The organism is Paenibacillus planticolens, assembly GCF_013141725.1.
Lineage (GTDB): Bacteria > Bacillota > Bacilli > Paenibacillales > NBRC-103111 > Paenibacillus_E > Paenibacillus_E planticolens.
In genome coordinates, this window is the sequence record NZ_WHNZ01000039.1 from 316128 (window position 1) to 334294 (window position 18167).

The following is an 18167-nucleotide window of genomic DNA, read 5'->3' on the forward strand; positions in this document are numbered from 1 at the left end:
AAAAAGCCCCCCCTACAGTATCAGGCTATTTCACCTGTCTACTGTATGGGGAGCATATCCGTCGTCTATGATGACTTTTGGGACGGAACAGACCGTTTAGATTATGATTAGTTAATGAATCCTACCGTTTGCAGCAGACGTTTCAGCAGGACAGCCGCTTCGGCACGGCTAGCGGTTGCGGAAGGCTCAAACGCATTTGCGCTCTTGCCGTTCAACAGCCCCGCCGTTACCCCTTTGGCTACCGCATCCTTCGCCCATGGGCTGATCGCGCTCGCATCCTTGAACGCATTCAGCTGATTGACGTCACCGCTCGTTTTCTTGCCGACAAAGACCATGGCCCTGTCGATCATCACGGCCATTTCCTCGCGGGTGATGGAGGCGTTCGGGTTAAACTTGCCGCTCTCGTCTCCTTCGATCAAGCCGGCTTTGGAAGCGGATCCGACGATGCCCATGTACCAATCGCTTGCCGATACATCCTTGAACTTGTTTGTTTTGTCTTCGCCAAGTCCCAAGCCTCTTACCAGCATCGCTGCAAATTCTGCACGGGAAATGGAGCTTTGCGGATCAAATGTGATTTCCGTGCGTCCTTTGACCAGCAGCTTCGATGCCAGCAATTCGACATCGCCTTTAGCCCAGTGATCCTTCATGTCCGCAAAAGATTTGTCGAACTGTACAACGGAGTAGATTGAGTTGCCCGGACGGCTGATTGTCACTTTCGTTTTGCCATCGACTACTTGGAAGGTTGCCGGTACGAAGGTCATTTCGCCTGTTGCCGGGTCGATCATCACTGCTGTCGCTTGCTTGCTGTCCACCGTACTGCTCAGCTCCAGCGAACGGGAAACATAGGTATTGCCAAAATCGTTGACAGAAACACTCTTTCCGCCAGCTTCAACCGTTACTGTGAAATCGACGGCTGGAGTCAGCAGCTGCGCTCCCGCTTGCTTCGTTGCGTTCGCAATCTGAGCTGCCTGACTGCCGCTGATCTGTTCGATCACAATGTTTACTTTCAGGTCTTTCACGTCCGCTCCTATCGATTTGGCCAGCGAATCGATATTCAGCAGGCTCACCGGAAGGGCATAAGTCGCATTATCGAATTTCACAACCAATACCGTATTCGAGGATTGCTTGGAAGCATTCAGCAAGGACGAGGCTGGAAGATTGACTTGTGCCACCGTTTCATCGCTCTTAACTTCAACCACCACTGTTTTATTATTGTTGGACAACGCTTGATCCAGCGTAGCGCTGTCCAGCGTAACCACGGCTGCGGTCTTGCCGTCTGTAGTCTTCTGCGTCGTCGCCGCCATGTTGATGGAGACGGAGCCGTCTTTATTCGTTGTTACCGTGGTGCTGCTCGCAGATCCTGCTGAATAGCAGCAGCCTCCGCCGCTCGTACTGCTTCTTGGCGTCGCACTTGCCACAATCGAGGCCTCGCTTTCGCCTGCCGTATTAGCAGCCGTGACGACGTAGTAGTAGGTCGTGCCGTTCGTTACACTCGTATCCGAATAAGAGTTCACCGTCAAATTGACCGCGATATTCGTAAACGGACCGCTTTCCGACAAGGAACGCTTCACGTTGTAGTAGGTCGCTCCCATCACCGTCGCCCAAGTAATATCGACTTGTGACGAACCACCTGTTGCATAAACACTTTCCGTTACGGATGGAATTGTAATCGTTGCAGGCGCTGTTGGTGTCTCGCTGACTTGAGCCGACGCCGGGCTGGTGCCTGCCGAGTTCACCGCTTCTACTACATAGTAGTAGGTCGTGCCGTTCGTCAAGCCGCTATCCGTGTACGACGCTGCCAAGCTTGTGCCTACTTGCGTATAGCCGCTTCCGCTTGTCGTGCTGCGTTTGATGTTATAGCTGGTCGCGCCGTTGACTGCTGTCCAAGCCAGTGCTACCTGAGCGTCGCCTGGCGCTGCCGTCAGTCCTGTCGGCGAGGCAGGTGCCGGATCAACCGGATCTCCTCCAACAGCACTAAGCGAAATATTGTCCAAATACTGGTCAATCGTGTTGGAACCTGGCGTCGATGTTTCGAACGAACCGATGTCCGACACTGTCGTTGCCGTGTAGAATGGCAATGGCGTAGTATTTTGCTTCGTTCCGTTGATGTACACATCCGCGGTTTGTGCCGATACGTCCGCTACAATTTTGAAATGATACCACGTATTGATTGCATACCCTGCCATGAAATTATCTATCGCCGAAGACTGCCCTGCTGGTACCGTCTTGTAAGAGAATACCGTAGCCGATCCGTTTTTGACGGTTTGAATTTCAACGGCTACCGCTCCGGTCGAGCTTAACAGGCGGACGACTTTGGTCGCGCTTGCTGCTGCTGTCAGCATGTAATCGAACTCGTTCGTTATCACCCCGCTTTGAGGTGCAAACGCCTTGTTCACTTTAACGAGCTGCGTGCTTGCACTCTTATCGGTATCGTGCAAGTACAGGCTTTTGGTGCTTCCTTGTAGTGCTGTCGATGGAGCCGCGATGGATGCATCGAGTGCCGTTCCGGCAGAAGGATTCGGAACGATTACCGAGTAGCCCAAGTCCGTCAACGTTGCCGTACTTTCAAAAGTATCATTAATCAACGTGGTACCGCTGCCCGATCCGTCGGATCCACCGTTGTTGACTGCTGCTGGCGTTGCGCTCGCTTGAGTCGATGCTGCGCTCGTGCCTGCCGTATTGGTTGCTTCTACCACATAGTAGTAGGTAGTGCCATTCGTCACGCTAGTGTCTGTGTACGAAGCCGTCACGCTTGTGCCGAATTGTGTATACCCGCTTCCGTTTGTCGTGCTGCGCTTAATATTGTAGCTGGCCGCTCCGCTGACGGCCGTCCAAGTCAGTGCTACCTGCGCGTCGCCCGCCGTTGCCGTCAGACCCGTCGGCGCGCTTGGGGCCGGTATTGTCTGTTGGGTTGAATTTCCACCTACAGCTACAAGTTGAGTTGTGTAAGCAAGTGTTTTATTTTTCAATGCTGTATTAACGACATACAATGCGTCATCGACCGCATTATTGAATTGCCAAGTAAAGTCTCCTTGATTGAGACGTCCAGCTTTTTTCGTAACAATTTGTGGAATATTGTTCACGTCATCAATGTTTGCTGGATCTACGGCCGTTTCGACTAAAGTATCAAAGTTATTATAAGCTGCTCCACCTACTAATGCTTTGTATGAACTTGGAACCGTCTCATTTCTTGACGATGCTAAATAGGCATCAAATGAGGTTGGATTAGCCGGAGCTGTTCCTGCATTAGAATTTGCATAAATAAGACTATTAGGATTAGTAATTATATTATTGTAGGCTTTAATCATACCTCCGCTTTCACTGGAGAATGTACCGTTAGCAACGCCATCTTTAATATCCGTGCCTTGTAAAGAAATCATCATTGGATCATGAGCATTTCTCCAATAATTGGACTCAACAAAGATTGAACTTCCCGTTGTAGCGCCAACGCCATATTTTGAAACTCCATCATAGTAGTTATTATATACGTGAATCGTTCCCACTCTTACACGTGGATGACGAGAGTCCGAATGGTCAAACCAGTTATGGTGGAAGGTTACAAAATATTCCGATGGTTCACTCAAACCGGACAGAGAGGATTTTCCGGAATCCCAGTAGTGATTGTACGAGATGGTGATATACGTCGAGCTGCCTTTGATGTCAGTTGAACCGTCACCTTTTACTTGGTCAGCATCACTTCCTGCATCTCCATAGAAAAGATCATTATTATGCACCCAAATATTAACGTTCTTTGTATCCATGGAAAAAGCGTCGTCAGGGAATCTCATCATGCCGATGTTTCTCAATTCCACATTACCGGCGTTTCTTACCAGGAAACCCCATCCATACGCATAGGTATCTTCTCCGATGCCTTCAAGCGTCACATTCATTTCGGTATAAGCTGACTTGCCTTTTACTTCAAGATATCCAGAGGAGTTCAGTTGTCCACTCATATCTGCTTTTGTAACTTGTCCAATCAATCTGATAGCAAGCGGTGTTTGATCATAACCTTTTTGCCTTAATGTTAAAATTTCACCTATACCCGTACCTGTTGTTTTAGCGCCTTTGGAGCTGGTTATGACATCAAGCGTTACGGTTCGTGCAGTCGCAGATGTTACATAAATAACTTGAGCGCCGCTCCTAAGCGAACCATCGTCATTATATGCACCTGAGCTGGTTTTCAATGGCGACTGGGAGGAAAACGCAAATCCAGATCTATCATACTTCGATACCGATAGGATATCGGAAACAGCATATTTACTTGAACCATCTGAAAATAGGGCTTCAACCTTCATTACATACGCTCCAGCTGGAAGCCCTACAGCGTCTGCTCTCCAATATGTAGGGTATTGACGGATTAACTGCGTATCCATTTGTACATATAGAGAATCCGATGCACTTGCCGGTTTAACATATACGTTATAGCCTTGGGCATTGCTTACAGGCGCCCATTCCACATAGGCTGTTTCAAACCAGCCCCCACTCTTGGAAATTACAGGGCTCCCCGCAACCAACTGAGCAGGAACAGCGGAGACTACAGCTGAGTTTCCACTCTCGCCCTGTGGGTTGACAGCCGTAACAACGTAGTGATAAGTCGTGCCATTCGTCAAGCCGGTATCCGTGTAATTAGTCACTGTCAAGCCTGAAGCCACAGTCGTAAAGTTCTGGCCGTCCGTACTCCGCTTTACACTGTAGCTGTTCGCTCCGTTTACAGCGCTCCACGATACGCTTACCTTAGCGTCGGCCCCAGCAGCCATCACACCTGTAGGCGCCTGCGGCGGAGGTGTTGTCATTGGTGTTGCCTGCACTTCTGCTGAGTCTTGGCTCGTACCTGCGCCATTCACAGCAGAAACCGTAAAGTAATACGTTGTATTGTTCGTTAAACCTTTTAACGTGTAGGAGTTGGATGCAATGCCCGTCACAGAGGTGTAAGGACCTCCGCTGGCCGTTGCATATTTAATCGTGTAGCTTTGTGCTTCGACTGCAGCAGTCCAATTCAATGTAACCTGAGTGTCTCCCGCGTTGGCGGTCAAGCCAGTTGGAGCGTTAGGCCTCGGCAATACAGGGGTATCCCAAACCTCATTTGATGAGGAAGCGCTTTCAATTCCTGCGGCGTTTTTCGCCGTCACAACATAGAAATATTGAGTTCCATTTACGGCTGCCGTATCGGCATAAGTTGTACTGACGCTCGGGATCGTAGCCAAGTCCGTGTATATGCCGCTTTGCGTACCACGTTTAATCGTATAGCTGGCCGCGCCGCTCGCGGCAGTCCAGGACAAATTGACATTCGCATTGCTTCCCGGATTCACAACCGTCAAACCTGTCGGCGAACTTGGCGGTGGCGCTGGATCCCCACCGAAAATCACCGTTCCGTCAGCTCTTTTGATCACCAGATTGTCAAACTTTACATTCGCTTCCGTTACCGCAAGACCAATATTCAACGCGGCGTCGTTGCTAGCGCTGTCAATTAGGTTCGTAGAGTCGGTAATTGTAGCATAAGCAGTTCCAAAGGCGCTGCCATCTTTCGAATAATAAGTATTATATTTATTTCCGACTTTCTCCAAACGTAGGTAAAAAGGAGCCGTAGCCGCAATTGCAGGAGACGCGTTTACAGTCCCTGTAGATGAATAACGCTTGTATGCCAGAACATTGGTGTTGTTAAACACCGCATAAAAACCATTGCTCGTCTTTGCCGTACCGTTCTTCAGCATCAGCATGGCTTGAGGTGCAGTCGTGGTCCCTGACGTTCCAAAAGGAGCAAAGGACGCCACTCTGACCGTAGCGACAAAATCCCCGCTGATCGTTGTATTCACAAAATAAGCCGAATCACCAGTGGATTGAAGCTTGCCTTCCGAGCCGGCGATTGTAAAGGTTTGGGTCGTGCTGTCATAGTCTGCGCTGGTCGATTTCACCATTGCGTTTCCACTCGCAATGCCGTCATTCATCGCCACATCGGTCCAACCGGAAGGCAAATTTGTTGCGGCTGCCAACGCTGTGGGGACATAAACCTGAGGCAGAAAACTCAGCAATAAAGTAAACGTAAGAATCATGGCAAAAACTTTGTTTAACTTGTGATGCTTCATATTTCACTTTCCTTTCATTTTAAAAATCCTTGAGCGTTTTCATCTTTTGAATCTCTGTTGGCTGGTTCACTTATATCCACATATCGAGATTCGTGTAAATGCATCCGGCCCCCTTATGTTTTAAATACGAATCCTTTGTCGGCCTTAATTATATCTGGGCTGCCTAATGACATATATAATCATCTGCTTAGTTTCGCTATTAACGCCAGTCTTTGAAGCGCTTTCAGAACACGATCTGAGCTAATGATTATGGTGTAATGAACATAAAATGAGGCTGTCCCATAAGGATTCCAAATCCATGCTTTACGAAGAAGGCGTGGATGGTGATTATGGTCTGTTCTCCAACTTTAAGCTTGTTTTACAGCGTTAACTTTAACCTTTTGCCCTCTCCGCCTACTTTAACGCTGATAAACGACGTCTCAGCTGGAAAAAACGAGGCTAGGTAAGCTAACTGGAAAATCTCCATCTAAATTGCTCGAAAGATGACCCCGCAGGGAAATAGAAGGAAAACCTCCCGTTAATTTGACCGGATTTAGTAGGTTCTCACAAAATGGGCGCAAATAGAGGGAGTTCTTCCGGCTAAATGGATCTAAAAAGCATCTGCAGTCAAATTAGAGGGAAATTTCCCCTTATTTTCACCACGGAAGCATAACTGAACAAAAGGCTGTCCACAAGGCATAGAAATGGCTGGGGAGAACCCCCATTATTTGTAAAATAGCCACTTATCAGAATCTGGCAGGGCCCATCGAGTATCTTACCCGATGATAAAGAAGCTTTATTTATCCAAAATCGATATCTCTTTTTTACTACTCCTAATAATTTAGCTCCTCATTAGCGTAACAAGATTACGAGAAAAAACGGTCCTTTCGCATCTATTTCGCGAAAGGACCGTTTTGTTTTTCTCGATATTCTTTTTGTTGGATTAATGAGTCTTAAATTGCAAAAGTCGTTAAGATGATAACCAAAAGAATAAAAAGAACCAAGACAAATGCGCTGCTTGAACCGCCATAACCATAGCCTACTCCGCTCATGTTTACTCATTCCCCTCAGGTGATTTTCACTACGAGATAAAGTATGCTCGGTACATAGTGCTTGCTTGGACGTATACCATAGTGAGGGAAACACTCTTTATTAGTTCCAGACTTTTTTATCACTAGACAGTTGAAGCCCAAAACATAAATAAAAGACATACTGCTTATGCAGTATGCCTTTATTTATTGCAATTAGCTTATGAGCAAGCAAACTCAGTTCTTCTTCATCGGTCCCAATCATTCGTCTAATTGGGACCGTCCAATGATTTTTCAGAACAATACTTTATTGTAATGATTCAAAAGGAGCCCACACTCAACCCCAACCTACTCCACCGTCACACTCTTCGCCAAGTTCCGCGGCTTATCAACATCATTCCCACGCGCCAAGGACGCATAGTAGGATAGCAGCTGCAGCGGAATAACCGACAGTGCAGGCGATAGAACATCCAGCGTCTTCGGAATCACAAACGTGCTGTCTACAGACTTCTGCAGCTCGTTCTCGCCTTCAACGGCAATGCCCAGCACATTCGCGCCGCGCGCTTTAACTTCTTTAATATTGCTCACCGTTTTCTCAAGCAGCTCATGCTGAGTCCCGAGCGCAATCACCGGAATACCATCCTCGATCAGCGCCAGCGTACCGTGCTTTAACTCACCTGCCGCATAAGCTTCAGAGTGAATGTAGGAGATCTCTTTCAGCTTCAGTGAGCCTTCCAATGCCACAGCATAATCCAAGCCTCTACCGATGAAGAAGAGGTTGTCATGCTTAGCCATCTCTTCCGCTACGGCTTTGAGATCTTCCGCTTGCGCCAGAATCTCTTCTACTTGCGCAGGCAACTCTTTCAAAGCTGTAATCATCTCGGCAATTTCCGCTTCCGTTTGCGTGCCGAGTGTTTGTGCCAAATGCATACCGAGCAGATAGAACGCAATCAATTGCGACGTGTAAGCTTTTGTCGAAGCTACGGCAATCTCCGGTCCTGCCCAAGTTGTAATAATATCATTCGCTTCACGAGCAACGGAACTTCCGACAACGTTCGTAATCGCCAAAACGTGCGCGCCGCAACGCTGCGCTTCGCGAAGAGCTGCTAGCGTATCTGCGGTTTCACCGGATTGGCTAACCACAATGACTAGGGTATCTTTCGTGATAATCGGGGAACGATAACGATATTCGGAAGCAACATCCGTTTCGACCGGAATTCTCGCCATTTTCTCGATCACGTATTTCCCAACCATACCTGCATGATACGCCGTACCGCAAGCAACAATATGCACGCGGCTGATGTTCCGAATCGCTTCAGCTGTGATGCTCAGTTCGTTCAGTGTTACGTGACGGCCATCTGGTGAAATACGGCTGCCCATCGTATCACGGTAAGCTTTCGGTTGATCATAGATTTCTTTCAACATAAAGTGATCAAATCCGGCTTTTTCAGCCGTAACGATGTCCCAATCGACATGAAACATTTCCCTGGAAATAAAATTCCCTTCCAAAGTCATTAATTCGACACCATCACGCGTCAACAGCGCCATTTCGCCATCATTTAGAATAAACACATTCCGCGTATATTCGAGAATTGCCGGGATATCGGAACCAATGAAGTTCTCGCCTTCGCCAATACCGATAATCAAAGGGCTAGCCTGACGTACCGCAACAAGACGATCCGGTTCATACTCTGTCAGTACGCCCAAAGCAAATGCGCCTGTCATTTGTTTAACGGCTTTTTGAACGGCTTTGAGGATATCGCCTTCGTATAAGTCAGCGATCAGGTGAGAAATCACTTCCGTGTCTGTTTCGGAGACAAACTGATGGCCTTTCGCCGTAAGCTCTTCTTTCAGGGTGATGTAATTCTCGATAATTCCGTTATGCACAACGGAGAACTTCAGCGAATTATCCGTATGCGGGTGTGAATTTACATCCGACGGTTTGCCGTGTGTCGCCCAACGGGTGTGCCCGATTCCAACGCTGCCGTTCAGAGGAGTCTCCTCCAGCTTGGATTCAAGATTCGCAATGCGTCCCTTTGCCTTCTTAATTTCCAGACCCTTTGCCGTATATACAGCTAAACCCGCAGAGTCATAGCCCCGATATTCGAGCTTTTTCAGCCCATCCAGCAAAATTTCCTGAGAATTACGCTTTCCAATATAACCAACGATTCCGCACATAGTGTAGTACCTCCATAGTTTATGAGCCTCTTCAACAAGGGCTATTTTTCAAAGATCCATAACAAAAAAACAAAAAACAATATATAATTGAAAACCCATAAGTTCGCATGAAAAATAAAAGATGTTGGATACTTGTCAGCCCGGTCGCCCAAGCGTTTTTGCTCTCCAACTTAACGGCAATCCTCTTGCCGGAAGGTCCCCGCCGAATGTTTCGAACACCTTCACCTCGTCAACTCACCTGCGTAGTAGTAGCTCTTACTACATTCCCGTTCCGCCTGCGAGTTCTGGCGCTATTTGTATATGAACAACCTCTACCCTGCCTTTCCTTCTTGAGTAAATACATCATATTCATTTTTCAGTCATCGTGCAACTAATTTTTTCTATCAAAATCCCCATATCCGCCCAAAAAAAGCGCAAAATAGCGCGAAAAAACACGAAAGGGGCACATCTATTATCCCCAAAAAGCAAAGCGAGCCTCCTTAGAGAACTCCCCTTACTTTCCGGGGACCTATGAAAAGGCTTCTAGCCTCTATACCAATTGCTCTTGAATGACCTTCGCAATATCATGCACATAGGCTTCAACTTGTTCCTTGTCAGGCCCTTCAGCCATGACGCGAATCAAGGATTCCGTGCCCGAAGGACGCACCAACACGCGGCCGTTATCTCCAAGCTCATCCACCACTTTGCGAATCGCTTCTTCGATGACCGCATTATCCTTTAGCTTGCTCTTGTCCGCTACGCGAACATTCACGAGCAATTGCGGGAACTTACGCATAATTTCTTTAAGCTCACTCAGCTTACGTCCCGATGCTACGACGGTATTCACCAACTGCAGCGCTGTGAGAATGCCATCTCCGGTTGAGATGTAATCCAGGAAAATAACATGACCCGACTGCTCCCCGCCTAAGTTATAGCCGCCTTTGCGCATCTCTTCCATCACATAGCGGTCGCCTACCGCGGTTTGCAACGCTTTAAGACCCGCTTTTTCAATCCCTTTGAAAAAGCCGATATTCGCCATCACCGTTGTCACAATCGTGCCGTGGTTCAGCTTTCCTGCGCGGTTCAGCGCATCGCCCAGAATACTCAGGATGAAGTCGCCGTCGACTTCCTCGCCTGTCTCATCGATCGCGATCAAACGATCCGCGTCGCCGTCAAAAGCAAGCCCGATGGCTGCGCCATGTCTCAACACTTCTTCGCGAAGCTTCTCAGGGTGCGTGGAGCCGCAATCATCGTTGATATTGCGTCCATTCGGCTCCGCGCCGATGGTGATCACTTCCGCTCCCAGCTCGCGAAAAATCATAGGCGCCAGCTCGAAGGCCGATCCGTTCGCGCAGTCGAGCACGACCTTGTATCCGGCGAAAGACTCGGATACCGTCTCTTTCAAGAACGCCAGATAGGCAAGCTTCGCGTCCGGGCTGTCTGAAACCGTACCGATCTCGCCGCCAACCGGACGAGGCAATTCATCGACAGCCGCGTCTAGCAGCTGTTCAATTTCAAGTTCCGTCTCGTCAAGCAGCTTGAAACCGTCGCCGCCAAAAAACTTGATGCCATTATCCTCAACCGGATTATGGGAAGCGGAAATCATAACGCCCGCATCCGCTCCGAGCTTTTTCGTTAAATACGCCACCGCAGGTGTACTAACAACACCAATGCGAATTACCTCGACGCCAATTGACAATAGACCTGCTACGAGAGATGCTTCCAGCATGGGCCCCGATATGCGCGTATCTCTCCCGATTACGACCTTCGGATGCTTGGCCTGTCTCGTTAAAACATAACCGCCGCAGCGGCCAACCTTATAAGCTAATTCTGGTGTCAGTTCGCCATTGGCGACGCCGCGAACACCATCCGTACCGAAATATTTCCCCATGTCTCTATTCTCCTCTTTTTCTCTTCCCATTATGGATTTGTTGCTTTAGTTGTTGGATTTGTTGTTGTATTCGCTGTTGGATTTGCTGGCGCTTTCTCGCTGATTTCCACAGTTGCCTTCACTTCTTGCAGTGACCCAAGCTTCACATACGTTGGAAGGTTCAAAGCGACCTTCAGCTCATGCTTCCCTGGCGGCAAATTGCTTATATCCAGAATAGCTTGAACGTCCTGTACCTTCATTTGTTCAATGATGGCAGGCGCCCCTTCAACCTGTATATTCAGCTGAGCCGACTCAGGCGTAGTTACCTTTGTCACATAGTTTTCATTCCCACCGATAATGGTGATTGGGACATTTTCCAAAGTTCTGGTGATGGACGGAACGATCTCCACCTTCACCGTAACTTTCGCAGGATCCAGTTGTGTTACTTTATTCCTCAATGGAATGTCCAGTGAATATTCTTTCGTTTCCTTCACATCTTGAACGTTCAGCTGCGGACCTTGATAGAACTCCAGCCGGTCGACAACGTCCTGGGTCCCGTACACGGTAACTTTGTCCGGACTTTGCGTAACCATTGATATCGCATAGCCTTTCGGCGGCTCCCCGCTAATCTTCAATTGCAGCGGTATCGTTTGGAATGGACTTGTAATCGGAACCTCGACATCGACCACTGGCGGATTCATATTCACCGTTACTTCTTTACCGTCTTTATCGAATGCTTGCAGCTTAACTTGCTTCGTGACGGCAGACTGGGCCTTATCGACGGAAACCTCGCCGCGTACAATCTCGATCTGGTCAAGCTTGCTCGTCTGGGCGGTAATATACACCTTATTAGGCTTTACGATCGGCTGACCGGCTTTTAGCCCTGCTGACGGGGTGCCTTTGACATTGATCAGGACAGGCACTTCTTTCATCTGCAGCTCTTCTATGATGACGTGAACCGTTCTTGGGACTATTTGAACATCAACGTCTGATGGAAAGCCAACCGGTTTTAAGGTAAGCTGATGATCCCCTTTGCCCACTTGGGTTAAATCAAGCTCAATCTGGTACGTGTTGCTGGTTGTTACCTTTTTGACTGAAGATTCCTTGCCGCTTAGGATGACCTGAACATTCGATGGTGCCATCGACGAGATATGATAATGCGTTTCATCGTATTTCGTCGTGATGGCCACATTGTTAATCGTTTCTTCCCGCTGTCTGAGAGGTGAGCTTCCGGATATATTCGTTTCCTCCAAGTGCACAACAACCCACAGCAAAATACTAATCACAAGCGCCACAATGCGCACAACATTCGTATTACGCAACCATTTATCCATTCGAACGGCCCCTCCATTTCAAGAAAGGGTTCTTCTCATTTGTCTTTGCCTTCGGCTTAAGCTCTTCGAACAATTTGGCGATCAGGGATTCTTCTTTAATATCCCGCACAATATGGCCGTTCATTGTCAAAGAGATTTGGCCGGTTTCCTCGGAAACAATAATACACATGGCATCGGAAACCTCGCTCATGCCAATCGCGGCGCGATGCCGCGTGCCAAGCTCCTTGGAGATGAAGGGATTCTCCGACAAGGGCAAATAACAACCGGCGGCCATAAGCTGCCCTTGACGGATAATAACAGCTCCATCGTGCAGCGGTGTATTGGGAATGAATATATTAATCATCAGCTCCGCGCTGATCTTGCTCTCTATGGCAATGCCCGACTCCACGTAATCTGTCAGGCCGGTCTCTTTCTCAAAAACAATCAGAGCTCCTATCTTTCGTTTGGCTAAATAATTCGCAGCCCGTATCACTTCACTGATGCGTTTGTTGACATCCTGATCTTCTTCGCTTGAGGAGCGGCTAAACAGCTTTCCGCGGCCTAATTGCTCCAAGGCTCGTCTGAGCTCCGGTTGAAAAATAATGATAACGCCCAAAACCCCAAACGTGAAAGTTTGATTCATCATCCACTGCAGCGTACTGAGTTTAAACCAAATACTAAACACCCATGTAATGACGACGACAAGAATACCTTTCATGAGCTGAATGGCTCTTGTCCCACGCACCAACAGGATCAGTTTATAAATCACATAGCTAACGATCAGAATATCAACGATATCCTTAGCCGAGATGCTCGTGAGTAAGTCCATTTATTATTCTCCCCCAGGCGACTGAACACAGTGATCTCTCTATACCTAGAATCATAACATAATCCTAGATATACTTCTATTTTTCTCTCTTTATCAGAGTGTTTCCCAGTTGATTTGGTTCAATGTACTTAAAAAAAACGTCCCCCTAGGCTCAAAGCCAACGGAAGACGTTGCGGGCTAATGCGATAGCATTCCTACGAATTCGTTTATTTTGTACCAAACCCAACCTAAAGCTTCATTCACCTGTGTAACTTGCCCCGAAATATGCGCGGTGGACGCCAAATTAAGCGTGCCGTCAATCACAGTCAAGTTTCCTGTTACATCGCCTTCCACCTTGAGCGTACCCCGTTGGACAACGAGATCTCCTTGCACGGTGTGACCCTGCGGTACGATAACGGTATCCCCTTGGATAATCACATCCTGAAGATTGCTTCCCTTCACCATCAAGCTTGTGTCGTCATTCCACATGGCCATGAAGCTGCCGAACATAACAACACCAAAAACAACCGCTACCGATGCGGCAGGATGCCTGCGAATAAAGTCCATCCAGCTATTTCTTTGCTTCATTGGAGGCAGTCCGCTCATAATCTGTGCAGTCAGCGTATCAGAAGCTTTCACAGGAGGCAGCATTCTAACAAGCGCGTCTGTTTTCTCTAATTGTTTGAATAAAGCATGACAGGTTTGACAAGCAATCAGATGTTCCTTTAACAGCCGAGAATCCGATCCTTGCAAATCACCGTCTAGATATTCATGTATGAGCGGGAGGGCTTCTTTGCAATTCACCGGGCAGCCACCCCTTTCTTAGACTTTTGCATGTTGTGGTATACCATACGTTTGGAATTCGAATATGTTTCAACGAGGAACAGGATTTGTGTTGGCATTTTTCTCCTCCTGTTCTATGCTTTTACGCAAATATTCTCGCCCTCGATGAACCCGCGTTTTGATTGTCGTTACAGGCATATCCAGCACCTCAGAGATCTCCTGAAGAGACATATCCTGCAGATAACGCAAAATGACGATTGATTTATATTTTTCCGGTAACGTATCAATGGCTCTTCGAATCTGTTCCTGCGTCTCTGATACAATAATTTGCTTCTCAGGCGTGTCGTCCTGACTAGGCAGCATCGCATAGAAGTCATTGCCTTCTCCGTCCGGCATTTCCGCGTCTAAGGAATACGTATTCTTCCTTCTGCGAAGCTTATCGATACACAGATTCGTCCCAATTCGAAAAATCCAAGTGGAGAACTTCTGGTTCTCATCATACCGGTGCAAATTTGTATATACCCGCAGAAACGTCTCCTGCACCGCATCCTCGGCCTCTTGTTTGTTATTCAGCATGCGGTAAGCCAAGTGAAAGATCTTATCCTTATAGAGCTCTACAAGCTCTGCAAAAGCATTTCGATCCCCATTCCTGGCTAGTTTAGCCAGTCGTGCTTCAACAAAATTCAATTCGATTTCCTCCGGCTTCTTAGGCAATTCGTCTCTCTTCTAAAAATACATACGCAGAAATTACGTTTTGTTTTCAGAAATATCGATACCAACCAAAATCAATCCCATCCTTACCCATTGTAACCTATTTACAGGCTCCTCAATAATGAAAATATGTTGACGGGCAACTTGTCTAAGAACAGGAAAAGTCGAGCTGCACTCGATATACGAGGCCCCCGACTTTCTCATCCTGTCTCTTCCTATATGTTCATTGAAATATCAGCCCGTATTTCTCAGTCCGGCTGCAATTCCGTTAATCGTGAGCAGCACTTCACGCAGCAGAATCGCATCATCTTCATTGTTATCACGCAGTGCGCGAAGCTCTGTAAGCAGTTCGACCTGCATGTAGCTTAGCGGATCAACATATGGGTTGCGAAGACGGATAGACTCCTGAATAACAGGAACATTATCCAAAATCTCTTGCTGCCCTGTTATTTGCAAAATAATCGATGAAGTTAATTCATATTCTTCCCTAATGAGGTTGAAAATACGCTCTGCAATCGCCGATTCCTTCACAAGGTTCCCGTATTCCTTAGCAATTTGCAGATCTGCTTTGGCAAGCGCCATTTGCAAATTATCAATCATCGTACGGAAGAATGACCAATCTTCATACATTTCTTTTAAAATGTCTAGATTAGCTGCTTTCCCTTGGTAAAAGCTTTGCAGACCTGTACCCGCAGCGTACCACGCAGGAAGCAAATAACGCGTTTGCGTCCATGAGAATACCCATGGAATCGCGCGTAAATCTTCGAATCTGTCGCTATTTTTACGCTTGGATGGGCGTGAACCGATGTTCAGCTCGCCGATCTCAGGAAGCGGTGTGGACTCTCTGAAGAACGTTAAGAAGTCCTCGTCTCTGAAAATGAGATCCTGATACTTCGTCTGAGCTTGCTCCGAAATACCGCGCATAATAGTCTCCCATTTGTCTTCTTGGGAAAGTCTTTGCGGAGAACGCGATAATTTGGATGCCGTAATCAACGCAAATGTAGCCTGCTCTAAGCTCCGGTAGGCAATCCCTTGTAAGGAATAACGGGAGGACAATACCTCACCTTGCTCCGTAATTTTAATGCCCCCGCCAAGCGTTTCAACCGGCTGAGCGAGGATACTGCGGTTGAGCGGCATTCCGCCACGCCCCAACGCACCGCCGCGGCCATGGAAAAACTTCAGCTTCACGCCAAATTTTTTCGCAGCTTCGGTGATGTCCTGAAGCGCCATACGAAGCTCCCAGTTCGCTGTGATCACACCGCCGTCTTTGTTGCTATCCGAGTAGCCCAGCATGATTTCGTGCAACTGCGTAACCGGATCAAGACTGTCCCTGTAAGCAGGAATAGCTAACAATGTGCTCATAATACCAGGTGCCGCATGCAAATCGTCAATTGTTTCAAAAAGAGGCACCGATTGAAGCGTGCTCGTCACAGAGCCATCGCTCTCTTTGCGGTATAAGCCTGCTTCTTTCGCAAAAACAACAACCTCCAAAAGATCGCTAGCCCCCTGAGTCATACTAATAAGGTAGCTGTTTATACAGTTGCGGCCAAACTCCTTTTGCGCTTGACCTACTGTACGATAAACGTCCAAGCATTCCTTCGTGCCTTCCGAGTAATCAAGATACGTTGAAGTGATTGGTCTTGGATCATTCAGCACATCTGTTAGAAGAGAAATCTTCTCCTCTTCAGACAGTTTGCTGTAATCGCTGGTAATGCCCATTTTCGCCAAAATTTCCGTCATCGCTGATTCATGCTCTTTACTGTGCTGCCGGATATCCAGAGCAGCTAAGTGGAAGCCGAACAGTTCGACTTGACGGATCAGCTTCTTTATATATTTGTCTGCGACGTATTCTGCAAAATGCGATCTTAAACTGGAATCAATAATTTGCAAGTCATGAATAAATTCTTCTGGACTGTTATATTTTTGGCTTGTCGGCACATTAGGATTGCCTGTATTGTGGACCTTTTCGATCATATAGGTTGTTTTGATACGGTACGGCTCTTTCTCATTGCGCCAAACGTCCTGCACATTGCCAAGTGCGTCGCGATCGCTTTGGATGGAGTCCAATAAGGCATCGCTGACAGTCACAATGTTTTTGCTGAAGCTCATGTGCTCTAAAGTATCCTTTAGAACTTCTTCATACTTCTGCAGAGCCAATTGGCGGTGCAATCCTAATGTCTCCCAAGTTACATTCGCTTTAACTGAAGGGTTGCCATCCCGATCTCCGCCAATCCATGATCCGAACTTCAAGAAAGACGGCACATGCCAAGTATCCTGCGGGTAATATTTATTTAAGCAGCGTTCCAGCTCATGATAAATCTCCGGCAATACATCGAACAAAGTTTCGTCAAAATAATACAATCCATTGCGAACCTCATCGATTACCGTCGGTTTGCGATCACGCAGCTCGTCCGTCTGCCACAGATTCAGAACCTCTCCAAGCAGTTTCTCGCGCAGTTGTTCACGCTCACGAGAAGTCAGCATCGGATTATCCAGCTTCATCATATCTTCTGAAATACGCAGATTAATATCAAGAACCGCTCTGCGCATAGCTTCCGTCGGATGTGCGGTCATCACAAGCTCCAAGGAAATCGCCTTAAGAATTTCTTGTACTTCCTCAAAAGGAACATGATTGTTTCTCAGTTCCTGTACGATACTTTCAATCGAACCAGGCTGTACGGATTCACCGGACGAACGCTCGTAATCTCTTTTGCGACGAATCCGATGATTCTGCTCGGCAATATTAACAAGCTGGAAGTAAATAGCGAAAGCCCGAATAACTTGATGACGAATTTCCGGATCTAGCGAAGAGATCGTGTTCTTAAATTCATCATAGATTTCGATAACATAGTGTGCTCTTAAAGACTTACTCATCTCACGAATTTTCTCAACAACATCAAGCAGATCTTTACCGCCCTGATGTACCAGAACTTCACCTAGGATGTGGCCCAAGAAGCGTACGTCCCTGCGCAGCAGATTATTCGTTCCTTGCTTTTGTAGGCCCATTACATTCTCTAACATAACTCTCCACCTCATCTATTCACTATGTTGCATTAATGCTTCTCTCTATAAAAGCTAGACGTTACAAATATTTTACCACAACTCGCCCTTTGCACATAGTACTTAAAATAAAAAAAGACCCTCGGAGGGTCTGGTAAATAATGTATACTGGTAATGGACACTTGTCCTTACTCACGAATAGTCTTCCGTTCCCTCCCGAACAAACAAAAAAGACCACCCGAAGGCGATCTCTTTTGTTTAAAGCGGGTGATGGGAATCGAACCCACGCTACCAGCTTGGAAGGCTGAAGTTCTACCATTGAACTACACCCGCGCGTATATCGGGACGACACGATTTGAACATGCGACCCCCTGCTCCCAAAGCAGGTGCTCTACCAAGCTGAGCTACGTCCCGATACGATGATAACTTATATAA

The 18167-nt window shown here is 47.3% G+C and carries 9 protein-coding genes and 2 tRNA genes; all 11 read right to left on the reverse strand.

The features are described 5' to 3' along the window. Positions 1-107 precede the first annotated feature (107 nt). Positions 108-6083, reverse strand: a complete 5976-nt coding sequence (locus GC097_RS35015) for a fibronectin type III domain-containing protein (RefSeq protein WP_171684580.1) — start codon at positions 6081-6083, stop codon at positions 108-110. A gap of 932 nt (positions 6084-7015) precedes the next feature. Then, positions 7016-7114: a YjcZ family sporulation protein gene (locus GC097_RS33920; RefSeq protein ID WP_216625801.1), complete on the reverse strand. Its 99-nt coding sequence runs from the start codon at positions 7112-7114 to the stop codon at positions 7016-7018. Positions 7115-7438: 324 nt separating this feature from the next. Then, the gene (gene glmS / locus GC097_RS17505) at positions 7439-9268 is read right to left on the reverse strand and encodes a glutamine--fructose-6-phosphate transaminase (isomerizing) (protein ID WP_171684581.1); all 1830 of its coding nucleotides are present in this window, start codon (positions 9266-9268) and stop codon (positions 7439-7441) included. A 529-nt stretch (positions 9269-9797) separates the two neighbouring features. Further along, positions 9798-11138, reverse strand: a complete 1341-nt coding sequence (gene glmM / locus GC097_RS17510) for a phosphoglucosamine mutase (protein ID WP_171684582.1) — start codon at positions 11136-11138, stop codon at positions 9798-9800. 29 nt (positions 11139-11167) lie between these two features. After that, positions 11168-12451, reverse strand: a complete 1284-nt coding sequence (locus tag GC097_RS17515; protein ID WP_171684583.1) for a CdaR family protein — start codon at positions 12449-12451, stop codon at positions 11168-11170. Beyond that, the gene (gene cdaA, locus GC097_RS17520; protein ID WP_171684584.1) at positions 12444-13259 is read right to left on the reverse strand and encodes a diadenylate cyclase CdaA; all 816 of its coding nucleotides are present in this window, start codon (positions 13257-13259) and stop codon (positions 12444-12446) included. Before cdaA ends, GC097_RS17515 begins: the two co-directional genes overlap by 8 nt. Positions 13260-13436: 177 nt before the next feature. Then, positions 13437-14042, reverse strand: a complete 606-nt coding sequence (locus tag GC097_RS17525; protein WP_171684585.1) for a zf-HC2 domain-containing protein — start codon at positions 14040-14042, stop codon at positions 13437-13439. A 69-nt stretch (positions 14043-14111) separates the two neighbouring features. Beyond that, a complete protein-coding gene (sigW, locus tag GC097_RS17530; RefSeq protein WP_171684586.1) occupies positions 14112-14708 on the reverse strand; it encodes an RNA polymerase sigma factor SigW in 597 nt (198 codons plus the stop codon). Between the two features lie 258 nt (positions 14709-14966). Then, positions 14967-17753, reverse strand: coding sequence for a phosphoenolpyruvate carboxylase (gene ppc, locus GC097_RS17535; protein WP_171684587.1), 2787 nt, complete (start codon positions 17751-17753; stop codon positions 14967-14969). 241 nt (positions 17754-17994) lie between these two features. After that, positions 17995-18065: transfer RNA gene (locus GC097_RS17540), tRNA-Gly, on the reverse strand. A gap of 7 nt (positions 18066-18072) precedes the next feature. Beyond that, positions 18073-18146 (reverse strand) — tRNA-Pro (locus GC097_RS17545). Between the last annotated feature and the right edge of the window lie 21 nt (positions 18147-18167).

Coding starts and splice junctions, on each gene's coding strand:
- GC097_RS35015 (WP_171684580.1), bottom strand. CDS start 6,083: ATGAAGCATCACAAGTTAAACAAAGTTTTTGCCATGATTCTTACGTTT.
- GC097_RS33920 (WP_216625801.1), bottom strand. CDS start 7,114: ATGAGCGGAGTAGGCTATGGTTATGGCGGTTCAAGCAGCGCATTTGTC.
- glmS (WP_171684581.1), bottom strand. CDS start 9,268: ATGTGCGGAATCGTTGGTTATATTGGAAAGCGTAATTCTCAGGAAATT.
- glmM (WP_171684582.1), bottom strand. CDS start 11,138: ATGGGGAAATATTTCGGTACGGATGGTGTTCGCGGCGTCGCCAATGGC.
- GC097_RS17515 (WP_171684583.1), bottom strand. CDS start 12,451: ATGGATAAATGGTTGCGTAATACGAATGTTGTGCGCATTGTGGCGCTT.
- cdaA (WP_171684584.1), bottom strand. CDS start 13,259: ATGGACTTACTCACGAGCATCTCGGCTAAGGATATCGTTGATATTCTG.
- ppc (WP_171684587.1), bottom strand. CDS start 17,753: ATGTTAGAGAATGTAATGGGCCTACAAAAGCAAGGAACGAATAATCTG.